The organism is Rahnella perminowiae (assembly GCF_019049755.1).
GTDB classification, from domain to species: Bacteria; Pseudomonadota; Gammaproteobacteria; order Enterobacterales; family Enterobacteriaceae; genus Rahnella; species Rahnella perminowiae.
In genome coordinates this window covers 1-12,153 of sequence record NZ_JAFMOS010000487.1, presented here as the reverse complement: position 1 = coordinate 12,153, position 12,153 = coordinate 1, and the positions used below count along the sequence as shown (strand labels likewise).

Here is a 12,153-nt window from a genome sequence, read left to right as displayed (position 1 = left end):
TCTGAGGTATTTCAACGCCTATTTAAAGCCTTTAATGAGGTGCTGGAATGCACAGAGGCTTACTATCAAAGTTTTAAGGAATATATACCTATAAGAATCGGATTCACAGATGCACCTTACTACATTGATGATATTAATAGACCGTCAGAACAATATGACGCATTAGGGCCAGAAGATCTTCCTTTTTGGTTACGTTAAAAGTAAATAGCCTGCAAGATCTTGTAAGGGGGCTTTTGGAAAGCGGGAAATATGGTCACTTCCGATCCTATAAATCATTCTGTGACCTGCTACCAGTTAGTTTTTTCAAATTGCGCGTGGTGACCCAGTGAAGCCAAAGGTTGGTTGCCCGGCGGCTAGTTGCGTGAAGACGTGTTTACCCTGCTGCGTGTGTATCTGGGCTGCGACTACGACACCAGCCTGACACTGACGATTCCGATGAAGCTGGCACCGCTGCCGCGGTTGTGCGACCGTTCATTGCTGATGGGATATAACGTCGTAATGTGATTAAGGGAAGATAATCTGGATGACATGCCGGAGCAGATGAAGATGAAACTGGGTCGGATGTAAGCACACCTGTTTTAGTTCCACGCACTTTTTGAGACTTCCGGGTTTTCGGCCATCAGCCGGTACTCTTCCGGCGTCAGGTTGTTCAGGGATTCATGAGGCCGCTCGTTGTTATATTCAGCCAGCCAGCGCTCCGTTATTTCTCGTACTTCATTCAGTGTTCTGAACAGGTAAAAATCCAGTATTTCTGTCCGGTATGTTCGGTTAAACCGTTCTATAAACGCGTTCTGTGTGGGCTTACCCGGCTTGATAAATTCCAGCATCACACCATGTTCTTCGGCCCATTGCGCCAGTGCCAGTGAGACCAGTTCTGGCCCGTTATCCATCCGCATCTTCAGCGGATAGCCGCGGTTTGCCACTATCCTGTCTAGCACTCTCACGACGCGTTGCGCCGGGATATTCAGGTCAATTTCTATCGCCAGCGCTTCACGGTTAAAATCATCCACCACATTGAAGGTCCGGAAGCGTCTACCACACACCAGCGCATCATGCATAAAATCTATCGACCAGCTCTGGTTAAGTGCTTCCGGCGTCGCCAGCGGAGCCGGATTGCGCACCGGCAGACGTTGCTTTCCCTTACGGCGAAAATTCAGTTTCAGCAGGCAGTAAATCCGGTGAACGCGTTTGTGGTTCCAGACGTGCCCCTGCCTGCGAAGTACCTGAAAAAGCTTCTTAAAACCGTAGCGGGGATAGCGCTCAGCGACCTCGGTCAGCCTCTGGATCACCGCTTCATCACGTCGCGTATCCGGTTGATAACGAAACACCGTCCTGCTTAGCGATAACGTCCTGCATGCCTGGCGTATGCTCATCGTAAATTGCGTGGTCAGATAGTTGACGAGCTCACGCTTTATCGCTGGTTTTAAAGCTTTTTTTCGATGACGTCTTTCAGCGCCCGGCATTCCAAACTCAGATCGGCAAACATTTGCTTCAGGCGACGATTCTCGTCCTCAAGGTCTTTGATTTTTTTGATATCAGCGGCTTCCATCCCGCCATATTTTGCTTTCCAGTTGTAATAGCTGGCTTCAGAAATAGCAGCCTCGCGGCACACATCTTTGACGGTCCTGCCAGCCTCGACTGATTTCAGGACGGCGATGATCTGGTGCTCAGTGAATCGGATCTTACGCATAGCGATCTCCTCAGGGGACATAATCAGTATGTCGGAAGATCTCTAAAAATGAATGGGCCGTTTTGGTGGGATACTTACAGTATCAGTCAGGGCCATGATGGTATTCCTTCCATATGCTGCCGTGAGTATATAAGCATTATCGAACCAGCATATATACTCGGTTCTATACTCACAAGCATGTTGATGTGGGGTAACTCAGATTGACGCCGGTTGACTGAAAAGCGGGGCAAAGCCTTGCAGAGACTGGATTTTAGGCATAAAAAAAGCCACCCGCAGGTGACTTAATTTACATACTAATGGTGCCGAAGGCCGGACTCGAACCGGCACACCTTGCGGCGGTTGATTTTGAATCAACTGCGTCTACCGATTTCGCCACTTCGGCACTGTAAGTAGTATGCGGAAAACGTGGGCATTATACCCAGACCAGCCGGGCACGCAATAGTTATCCCGCCTTGTTCGGTTTAAGTGTTGAAAAAACAGTCATACTCCGCAACACAGTGAGGATTTGCTGACAAAAATCTTCTGTCTGGCCACGTTTTTCCAATGCCGTTTCTCAAACTTCGCATTAGTATACAAATCACGAATAGATCTTGCCCTGTTGATGGATACCAGCTTGTTGAAAAAACTCTCACTTTCGCTCCTCGCGCTGGCCTTCGCCAGTACGCCTTTATGGAGCCACGCGCAGCAGAATGCGCGTCTGGCGTCGCAGGTCGTGGATGACCATGCAGAACACATCTTTTACGGCAGCGGCGCGATGGGAATGGCGCTGGTGGTGGTCGATAATAATCAGCAGGTCTTCCGCAGTTTCGGGGAAACCCGTCCCGGCTCCGATTTGCGCCCGCGTGAAGACTCCGTGGTGCGTATCGCCTCGCTGACCAAGCTGATTACCAGTGAAGTGCTGGTGAAAATGGCGCAGCAGGGTAAAGTCAGTATTAATGATCCGCTGCGTAAATATGCCCCGGCCGGTGCCCGCGTTCCTGCTTACAGCGGTACAAATCCGATCACATTGCTCAATCTCGCTACGCACACCAGCGGCCTGCCGCGTGAGCAGCCGGGTGGTGCGCCGAACCGGGCAGTCTTTACCTGGCCGACCAAGAGTGATCGCTGGAGCTGGCTGAGTGTCGCCAAGCTCACCGTGCCGCCGGGCGCGCGTGCCTCTTATTCAAATCTGGCGTTTGACCTGCTTTCCGATGCGTTATCGAAGGCCGCGAATCAGCCTTATACCCAGTTGCTGCGCGATCAAATCACTCAGCCGCTGGGCATGGTGGATACCACGCTGACGCCAAACGCCAGCCAGTGTTCACGCCTGATGGAAGGTCTGCGTCCGAGCCCGTGTATTAACACGATAGCAGCAGCGGGCAGCGGTGGTCTTTATTCCACGCCTGCCGATATGGGCCGCTGGATGCGTCAGTTCCTCGGCCAGCGCACCGCGACCGCCGACATGGCGCAGAAGATGTATTACAAGCGCACGGACCTGGTCTCGCTCAAAGGGATGGATGTGCCGGGAATGGCGGACTCGCTGGGAATGGGTTGGGTAACCATGGCGCCGACGCCGTTGCTGCCACGCATCATTCAGAAAACCGGCGGCGGCGGTGGCTTTATCACCTATGTCGCGATGGTGCCGCAGCGCGGTGTGGGCGTGTTCGTGGTGGTGACCCGCAGCGAACTGACCAAGTTTAAAAATATGAGTGATGGCGTGAACGATCTGGTGGCTGATCTGGTGCGCAATAACGAGATCTGATTGCTCATCTCTGCAGACAGACGTAAAAAAAGCAGGCCCCGGTAAAGGGCCTGCTTTTTGTTTACCGGTATCCGTGCACTGCCGGATTTAGCGTTTTTTCAGCAGCAGGAACATACTGATGACGAAGAACAGTCCGCTCGGCAGCAAGGCGCCCAGAATCGGCGGAATGTTATAAACCAGGCTTAACGGACCGAAGATCTGGTCAAGCACGTAGAACAGAAAACCGAAGCAAATACCGGTCACCACACGTACGCCCATTGGGACGCTGCGCAAAGGCCCGAAGATGAATGACAGCGCCATCAGCATCATCACTGCAACCGACAGTGGCGAGAAGATTTTACTCCACATATTCAGCTGGTAACGTTTTGCTTCCTGTCCGCTCTGCTTCAGGTATTTCACGTAGTTGTGCAGGCCGCTGATCGACAACGCATCAGGGTCGAGTGCCACAACACCCAGTTTGTCCGGCGTCAGGTTGGTTTTCCATACCCCGGTCAGTGTCTGGGAACCGGTGATTTGCAGCTTATCCGTCAGGTCAGACTCATCCACCTGAGAGAGTTTCCACTCGCCATTATCAAAGGTCGCGGAGGAGGCGTAACGGACCGACTGCAGTTTATTCTCTTCATCGAAATGGTAGATGTTGACGCCGGTCAGCTCTTTTTCACCCGCCACGCGTTCGATATAGATAAAATCGTGACCGTCTTTTGCCCACAATCCGTTCTGGGTAGAAAGCAGTGAACCGCCGTACATGGCCTGTGCACGGTAGTTACGGGCCATCTGTTCGCCCTGCGGCGCCACCCATTCACCAATCGCCATGGTCAGCAGCACCAGCGGGATAGCGGTTTTCATCACAGAAGCCGCAATCTGCATACGGGTGAAGCCGGAAGCCTGCATCACCACCAGCTCGCTGCGTGTTGCCAGCGTGCCGAGGCCCAGCAATGCGCCCAGCAATGCCGCCATCGGGAAGAAGATTTCGATATCCTTCGGTACGCTCAGCAGAGTATATAAACCTGCCCCTGCGGCAGAATATCCGCCCTGCCCGACTTTACGCAGCTGATCGACAAACTTGATGATGCCGGAGAGTGACACCAGCATGAACAGCGTCATCATGATGGTGTTGAAAATAGTGCGACCAATGTAACGGTCTAATACGCCAAACATCAGGCAGCTCCTCTCAGACGCGCACGGATTTTGCGAACCGGCAAGGTATCCCATGCATTAAGCACCAGCGCCAGTGCCAGATAGAGCAGGTTGGTCCCCCACATCCAGAGCATCGGATCCAGCTTACCTTTGGCTCCGTTGGAGCGCAGCGAGGTTTGCAGCAGGAAGAAAATCAGATACAGCAGGATAGCCGGCAGCATGCTGAGTACGCGCCCCTGACGGGGGTTCACCACACTGAGCGGAACCACCAGCAAAGCCATGATAAACACTGAAACGATCAGCGTTAAACGCCAGTTCATCTCTGCCCGCGCTTCCGGCTCAGAAGAGTGCCAGAGTTGCGTCATGGTCATCTGATCAGACTGATTAGGGTCGAGCTGCACTGTCTGATGGCCGATGACCGCCAGATAATCGGTGAAGTCTGTCACGCGGAAATCACGCAGCAGCGCCGTGCCTTCATAACGGGTGCCTTTATCCAGCATCACCTGCTGGGAACCGTCCGCACGCTGCAGCATATGGCCTTTATCAGCCACCACGACGGAAGGCCGCTGGTTGCCGTTCGGTCGCAGCTGTGCCAGGAAGACATTATGGAACTCTTTCCCTTTAACACTGCCCACGAACAGAACCGCATTGCCGTTCTGGGCTTGCTGGAACTGACCTTCCACCATTGCGGCCATGCTCGGGTTGGCTTTCGCCTCCGCCAGCACTTCGTCCTGATGTTTGGACGACCACGGGCTGAGCCAGATCGCGTTCACACCGGCAAAGAATGAGGTAAACAGCGCCAGAATGAGTGCGGCGATGACCAGTGAGCGTTTTCCCAGGCCACAGGCATGCATGACCGTGATTTCACTGTCGGTATAAAGTTTACCGAGCGTCATCAGCAGGCCGAGGAACAGACTGAGCGGCAGAATAAGCTGCGCCATTTCCGGAACGCCAAGGCCCAGAAGTGAGAGAACTAAATTTGTTGGGATATCGCCATCGACCGCTGCTCCGAGCACTCTGACCAGCTTCTGACAGAAGAAGATGAGAAGCAAAATGAACAGAATGGCAAATTGGCTCTTGAAGGTTTCCCTAACCAGATATCTAATGATGATCACGCTTAATACGCCTGTGAAAACTTGTCTTTTTGAAGGAAAATCGCTAGTTTCATCGCTAATCCGTCATTTATTCTCATCATATGGCAACCTTCGCAGCTAAAATAGTATTACAACACCGAGAATTGGGGTGTCCTATAGGAACTTGCTTATAGCCGCCAAAATAAAAACTAACGCCGTTTAAGGTTAACACAGGTCGTTAACACAATGACGGGAGAGTGTCTCCGGCGACTCATTCTAGCCGTACCTCCCGCCCTTGTCTTTAAGATTCAGGAGAGTGCATGGAGTTCAGCGTAAAAAGCGGTAGCCCGGAAAAACAACGCAGTGCCTGTATTGTAGTCGGCGTTTTCGAACCTCGCCGTCTGTCACCGATTGCCGAACAACTCGATAAAATCAGTGATGGCTACATCAGCGCCCTGCTTCGCCGTGGCGAACTTGAAGGCAAAGTGGGCCAGACCCTCTTACTGCATCATGTACCGAATATTCTTTCAGAACGCATTTTGCTGATTGGTTGCGGCAAAGAACGCGAACTGGATGAGCGCCAGTACAAGCAGGTGATCCAGAAAACCATTAACACTCTGAACGACACCGGTTCTATGGAAGCCGTTTGCTTCCTCACCGAGCTGCACGTTAAAGGGCGTAATACTTACTGGAAAGTGCGTCAGGCGGTCGAAACCTCCAAAGAATCGCTTTACACCTTCGATCAACTGAAAAGCAATAAAACCGAACCCCGCCGTCCGCTGCGTAAAATGGTATTCAACGTGCCGACCCGCCGTGAACTGACCAGCGGTGAGCGCGCCATTCAACACGGTCTGGCGGTGGCAGCCGGTATTAAAGCCGCGAAAGATCTCGGCAACATGCCACCCAACATCTGTAACGCCGCTTACCTGGCGTCACAGGCCCGTCAGCTGGCAGATGCGTTCAGCACCAACATCACGACCCGCGTTATCGGCGAGCAGCAGATGAAAGAGCTGGGTATGAATGCGTATCTGGCGGTGGGTCAGGGTTCGAAAAACGAATCACTGATGTCGGTGATGGAATATAAAGGAAATCCTAATCCGGACGCTAAGCCTATCGTGCTTGTCGGTAAAGGTCTGACCTTCGATTCCGGCGGTATTTCCATTAAGCCCGCCGCGGATATGGACGAAATGAAGTACGACATGTGTGGCGCCGCAGCGGTTTATGGCGCAATGCGCGTGGTGGCTGAACTGAATCTGCCGCTGAACGTCATTGGCGTGCTGGCTGGCTGTGAAAACATGCCAGGCGGTCAGGCATTCCGTCCGGGCGATATTCTGACCACCATGTCCGGCCAGACTGTCGAAGTGCTGAATACCGATGCCGAAGGCCGTCTGGTGCTGTGCGATGCGCTGACTTATGTTGAGCGTTTCGATCCTGAGCTGGTGATTGACGTCGCCACGCTGACCGGTGCCTGCGTGATTGCCCTTGGCCATCACATCACCGGTTTGCTGTCGAATCACAATCCGCTGGCTCATGAACTGATCGGTGCATCCGAACAGTCGGGTGACCGTGCATGGCGTCTGCCGCTGGCTGATGAATATCAGGAACAGCTGGATTCTAATTTTGCGGATATGGCAAACATCGGCGGCCGTCCGGGCGGGGCTATCACCGCCGGATGTTTCCTGTCACGGTTCACCCGTAAATACAGTTGGGCGCACCTGGATATCGCCGGTACCGCATGGCGTTCAGGTAAGAACAAAGGTGCGACCGGTCGTCCGGTGGCACTGCTGTCACAGTTCCTGCTCAACCGTGCAGGCCTGGATGGCGATGAGTGATTCCTGCGCTAAATAAGATATAATCTTCACTATCAGGGTCTGGTTCGCCAGACCTGTCACAGGCGGGCGCACCAGTTGCGCCCCTGTTTTTTTCTCAGCAGCACAGTGAACTCATCATGAAACAGGCAACCTTCTTTCTTCTCGATGCGCCGGACGCCAGTGGCGAGCTCAGCTCACACGAAGCCCTGGCCTGCGTGGTCGCCGCTGAACGTTACCGGATGGGCAAACGTGTTCTGCTGGCCTGTGAAGACCAAAAACAGGCTGAACGCCTGGATGAGGCGCTTTGGCAACGCGAACCGGGCCATTTTGTCCCGCATAACCTGGCTGGCGAAGGGCCGCGTTTTGGCGCGCCGGTTGAATTATGCTGGCCGGGAAAACGCGGTAATGCCCCGCGCGACTTGCTCATCAGCCTGATGCCTGAGTTTGCAGATTTTGCTACTGCTTTCCATGAAGTGGTAGACTTCGTTCCTTACGAAGATTCCCTTAAACAACTTGCGCGCGAACGCTACAAAGCCTATCGCAGCGTGGGTTTCTCTTTGACGACGGCCCCGACGCCCTCAGTCACCACATCGACCGACGAAAATACGAAGCGAAATGGATAAGACATATAACCCGCAAGACATCGAGCAGCCGCTTTACGAGCACTGGGAACAACAGGGCTATTTCAAGCCACATGGTGACACCAGTAAAGAAAGCTTTGCCATCATGATCCCGCCGCCGAATGTTACCGGCAGCTTGCACATGGGTCATGCTTTCCAGCAAACCATCATGGACGCCATGATCCGCTATCAGCGCATGCAAGGGAAAAACACCTTGTGGCAGGCGGGGACTGACCATGCGGGTATCGCAACGCAAATGGTGGTTGAGCGTAAAATCGCCGCAGAAGAAGGCAAAACCCGTCACGACTATGGCCGCGAAGCCTTCATCAACAAAATCTGGGACTGGAAAGCAGAATCCGGCGGCACCATTACCCGCCAGATGCGCCGTCTGGGCGATTCCGTAGACTGGGAGCGCGAGCGCTTCACGATGGATGAAGGCCTGTCTGACGCCGTGCGCGAAGTGTTTGTTCGCCTGTATAAAGAAGATCTGATTTATCGTGGCAAACGTCTGGTGAACTGGGATCCGAAACTGCGCACCGCGATTTCCGATCTGGAAGTGGAAAACCGCGAATCAAAAGGTTCCATGTGGCACCTGCGTTATCCGCTGGCTGACGGCGCGAAAACCGCTGAAGGCAAAGATTACCTGGTAGTCGCGACGACGCGCCCGGAAACCGTGCTCGGTGATACCGGCGTGGCCGTTAACCCGGAAGATCCGCGTTACCGGGATCTGATCGGCAAAGAGATCATTTTGCCGCTGGTAGGTCGTCGTATCCCGATTGTTGCCGATGAACACGCCGATATGCAAAAAGGCACCGGCTGCGTGAAGATCACCCCGGCGCATGACTTTAACGACTATGAAGTCGGTAAACGTCACGGCCTGCCAATGATCAACATTCTGACTTTTGATGGCGATATCCGCCAGGCCGCTGAAATTTTCGATACCAACGGCGAAGAAACGGATGCCTGCAGCAATGAGATCCCTGAACAGTTCCGTGGGCTTGAGCGTTTTGCTGCGCGTAAAGCCGTGGTCGCTGCCTTCGACGAAGCCGGTCTGCTGGAAGAAATCAAACCTCATGATCTGACTGTGCCTTACGGTGACCGTGGCGGCGTCGTTATCGAGCCCATGCTGACTGACCAGTGGTATGTGCGGACTGCGCCGCTGGCGAAAGTGGCGGTGGAGGCCGTTGAGCAAGGCGACATTCAGTTCGTGCCAAAGCAATACGAGAATATGTATTTCAGCTGGATGCGTGACATTCAGGACTGGTGTATTTCCCGTCAGCTGTGGTGGGGACACCGTATCCCGGCGTGGTATGACGCCGAAGGCAACGTATTTGTTGGCCGCGACGAAGCGGAAGTACGCAGCGAAAATAACCTGGGCGCAGACGTTGTACTGACTCAGGACGAAGACGTGCTCGATACCTGGTTCTCTTCCGGTCTGTGGACTTTCTCCACGCTGGGCTGGCCAGAACAGACACCTGACCTCAAAGCCTTCCACCCCTCAAGCGTGGTCGTCAGCGGCTTCGACATCATCTTCTTCTGGATCGCGCGCATGATCATGATGACCATGCACTTTGTGAAAGACGAGAACGGCAAGCCGCAGGTTCCGTTCCACACCGTTTATATGACGGGGCTTATCCGCGACGATGAAGGGCAGAAAATGTCCAAGTCCAAAGGTAACGTTATCGATCCGCTGGATATGATCGACGGTATCTCGCTGGAAGATCTGCTGGAAAAACGTACCGGCAACATGATGCAGCCGCAGCTGGCAGAGAAAATCCGCAAGCGCACCGAGAAGCAATTCCCGAACGGTATCGAACCGCACGGTACTGATGCCCTGCGCTTCACGCTGGCGGCACTGGCATCTACCGGTCGTGACATCAACTGGGACATGAAGCGTCTTGAAGGCTACCGTAACTTCTGTAATAAGCTGTGGAATGCCAGCCGCTTTGTACTGATGAACACCGAAGATCAGGATTGCGGCCTGAACGGCGGCGAACTTGAGCTGTCACTGGCTGACCGCTGGATCCTCGCGGAATATAACCGCACGGTAAAAACTTACCGTGAAGCGATGGATAACTATCGCTTCGATCTGGCTGCCAGCATTCTGTATGAATTCACCTGGAACCAGTTCTGTGACTGGTATCTGGAACTGACCAAGCCGGTTATGAATGGGGGCAACGAAGCCCAGCTACGCGGCACCCGTCATACACTGGTAGAAGTACTGGAAGGTTTGCTGCGTCTTGCGCATCCGATCATCCCGTTCATCACAGAAACCATCTGGCAGCGCGTGAAATCGCTGAAAGGCATCACGGCAGAAACTATTATGCTGCAGCCTTTCCCTGAGTTTGACGCAGCAAAAGCAGACGAACTGGCGCTGGCTGATCTGGAGTGGATTAAGCAGGCGATCATCGCTATCCGTAACGTGCGTGCTGAAATGAACCTGTCCCCGGCTAAACCGCTGGAACTGCTGCTGCGCGGCGCAAGTGCAGATGCACAACGTCGTGTGGAACAGAACCTGAGCTTTATTAAATCGCTGGCACGTCTGGAATCCATCACCATTCTGCCTGCTGGCGACAAAGGCCCGGTTTCTGTCACCAAACTGGTGGAAGGTGCGGAACTGCTGATCCCAATGGCCGGTCTGATTGATAAAGATGCCGAACTGGCGCGTCTGGACAAAGAGATGGCAAAACTGGATGGCGAGATTGCCTCCATCGAAGGCAAGTTGTCTAACGAAGGGTTCGTGGCGCGTGCGCCGGAAGCCGTCGTCGCCAAAGAACGTGAACGTCTGACGGCCTGTGGCGAAGCAAAAGTGAAACTGGCAGAACAGAAAGCCACGATTGCCGCGCTGTAATTCCGGTTATCCGTAAGCGTTAAAACACAATAAAAACGAAGGCCAGTCAGCGTAATCTGACTGGCCTTTTTTATTTAATCTGCTTCAGGGCTGAGAATCGTTGTTATGCGCGTCCACAAAAAGCTCGGTCATTTTTTTTACCAGCGTGGCAAAAAATTGGTTATTAAGAGCCGCTTTGTTATAAATCATATATATCGGCTGAGAAGGTAAATCGAACTCCATTTCCAGCTTCTGGACATCGAACGAATTTTTTACTTTTTCATAGAAACGTTCGGCAACAAACGCCAGCAGGTCAGAAACCTCAACCATTGAAATAATAGAGAGTAATGAAGGGCTGATGTATCTGACTTTTCTTTCGTGCTGCAGCATCTTATTCACGTTCAGCCGGTTAGATAAAGCGCTGGCACTTTCCGAATCCACAAAAATATACTCTTCAGCAATTGCCTGTTCGCGTGTCACCGTTCCTTTGATGCGCGGATGTGAACCGCGGCAAATCAGGACCGGCATTTCGTCGGCAATATGCTGGCTTACCCGGGAGTGACTAATGTGCGGATGAATATCAAAAACAATGTCTGCTTTACGGAAAATCAGCGACTCTTCGATATCAGTCAGGGAGTTATTGCTAACGTGATGAATTATCTCACAATCAGGCGCCACTTCATCCAGCACCTTGCGCATCACATTCATGGTAAACATAGATAAGTAAGGTGAACAGTTAACAACAAGGCGGGTTGGTACAGAATCAAATGAGATATTCTGCAATTTCGCAATCAGATTGTCATAAGCCTCTGCCAGCCCTTCATGTATACCCACTGCAACGGTTGTGGGTGCCAGCGCCTTACCATCCCTGATGAACAACGCATCATTATAATGAACCCGCAAACGCCCAAGAGCCTGACTGACAGCGGAAGGTGTGATGCCAAGAGCATCCGCCGCTTTGGTTCCGCTACGATGAATGAAAACAGCCTCAAACGTAGTTAATAAATTGAGATCAAAATTTTTCACCATTTTAAAACGATCGGTGAGTATGTTCTCTTTCATGCTTTCCAGCCCTCTGATCTCAGGTGTGTTACGAAAATTCGTATTCTCACCCTCAATCATAGTCAAGTTACTCATTGTTGGTCTCCTTACCTGTAAGTAAATTTGATGTATTTTATTAATACAAATGATCTGATTTTATTCATTAAAATCAATTTAAAAGAAAAGCAGACAGTGATATAAAACGCCAGC

The 12,153-nt window shown here is 52.4% G+C and carries 8 protein-coding genes, 1 tRNA gene and 2 pseudogenes; 6 read left to right on the top strand and 5 right to left on the bottom strand.

Translation table 11 applies throughout. The features are described from left to right. Positions 1-198: pseudogene (locus J1785_RS09570) on the top strand (hypothetical protein); the annotation flags it as partial. A 159-nt stretch (positions 199-357) separates the two neighbouring features. After that, a pseudogene (locus J1785_RS09565) lies at positions 358-567 on the top strand (type VI secretion system baseplate subunit TssG). Between the two features lie 11 nt (positions 568-578). On the opposite strand, the gene J1785_RS09560 reads toward J1785_RS09565, so the two are convergent. Together J1785_RS09560 and J1785_RS09555 are read right to left on the bottom strand one after the other, a co-directional pair. After that, positions 579-1,690 (bottom strand): IS3 family transposase gene (locus J1785_RS09560; protein ID WP_217219294.1). Its coding sequence is split into 2 segments (ribosomal slippage): positions 579-1,429 and positions 1,429-1,690, totalling 1,113 coding nucleotides; the frame shifts between segments, so codons are not numbered across the junction. Between the two features lie 297 nt (positions 1,691-1,987). Then, a tRNA-Leu gene (locus J1785_RS09555) sits at positions 1,988-2,072 on the bottom strand. 219 nt (positions 2,073-2,291) lie between these two features. Here J1785_RS09555 and ampH point away from each other — a divergent pair. Next, positions 2,292-3,431: a D-alanyl-D-alanine-carboxypeptidase/endopeptidase AmpH gene (gene ampH, locus J1785_RS09550; RefSeq protein ID WP_129954650.1), complete on the top strand. Its 1,140-nt coding sequence runs from the start codon at positions 2,292-2,294 to the stop codon at positions 3,429-3,431. A gap of 87 nt (positions 3,432-3,518) precedes the next feature. Here the strand turns inward: ampH and lptG are convergent, their stop codons facing one another. Continuing rightward, the gene (gene lptG / locus J1785_RS09545; protein WP_129954651.1) at positions 3,519-4,589 is read right to left on the bottom strand and encodes an LPS export ABC transporter permease LptG; all 1,071 of its coding nucleotides are present in this window, start codon (positions 4,587-4,589) and stop codon (positions 3,519-3,521) included. Next, positions 4,589-5,683: an LPS export ABC transporter permease LptF gene (lptF, locus tag J1785_RS09540; protein WP_129954652.1), complete on the bottom strand. Its 1,095-nt coding sequence runs from the start codon at positions 5,681-5,683 to the stop codon at positions 4,589-4,591. The genes lptG and lptF overlap by 1 nt, the downstream gene beginning before the upstream one ends. Positions 5,684-5,961: 278 nt before the next feature. Here lptF and pepA point away from each other — a divergent pair, with 278 nt between their 5' ends. From pepA to J1785_RS09525, 3 genes are all read left to right on the top strand, one after another. Then, positions 5,962-7,473 (top strand): leucyl aminopeptidase, encoded by a 1,512-nt coding sequence (gene pepA / locus J1785_RS09535; RefSeq protein ID WP_129954653.1) that lies wholly within the window; start codon positions 5,962-5,964, stop codon positions 7,471-7,473. A gap of 116 nt (positions 7,474-7,589) precedes the next feature. Further along, positions 7,590-8,075: a DNA polymerase III subunit chi gene (locus J1785_RS09530; protein ID WP_129954654.1), complete on the top strand. Its 486-nt coding sequence runs from the start codon at positions 7,590-7,592 to the stop codon at positions 8,073-8,075. After that, entirely contained in the window at positions 8,068-10,923 is a 2,856-nt protein-coding gene (locus J1785_RS09525; RefSeq protein ID WP_129954655.1) for a valine--tRNA ligase, read from the top strand. The genes J1785_RS09530 and J1785_RS09525 overlap by 8 nt, the downstream gene beginning before the upstream one ends. 84 nt (positions 10,924-11,007) lie before the next feature. Here J1785_RS09525 and J1785_RS09520 read toward each other — a convergent pair whose 3' ends face one another. Continuing rightward, on the bottom strand, positions 11,008-12,039 hold the full coding sequence (locus J1785_RS09520; protein WP_235173385.1) for a LysR family transcriptional regulator: 1,032 nt from the start codon (positions 12,037-12,039) through the stop codon (positions 11,008-11,010). Positions 12,040-12,153: the final 114 nt, after the last annotated feature.

What these genes read in the sequence shown, in the direction of transcription:
- ampH (WP_129954650.1), top strand. Translation starts at nt 2,292, where the DNA reads ATGGATACCAGCTTGTTGAAAAAACTCTCACTTTCGCTCCTCGCGCTG.
- lptG (WP_129954651.1), bottom strand. Translation starts at nt 4,589, where the DNA reads ATGTTTGGCGTATTAGACCGTTACATTGGTCGCACTATTTTCAACACC.
- pepA (WP_129954653.1), top strand. Translation starts at nt 5,962, where the DNA reads ATGGAGTTCAGCGTAAAAAGCGGTAGCCCGGAAAAACAACGCAGTGCC.
- J1785_RS09530 (WP_129954654.1), top strand. Translation starts at nt 7,590, where the DNA reads ATGAAACAGGCAACCTTCTTTCTTCTCGATGCGCCGGACGCCAGTGGC.
- J1785_RS09525 (WP_129954655.1), top strand. Translation starts at nt 8,068, where the DNA reads ATGGATAAGACATATAACCCGCAAGACATCGAGCAGCCGCTTTACGAG.
- J1785_RS09520 (WP_235173385.1), bottom strand. Translation starts at nt 12,039, where the DNA reads ATGAGTAACTTGACTATGATTGAGGGTGAGAATACGAATTTTCGTAAC.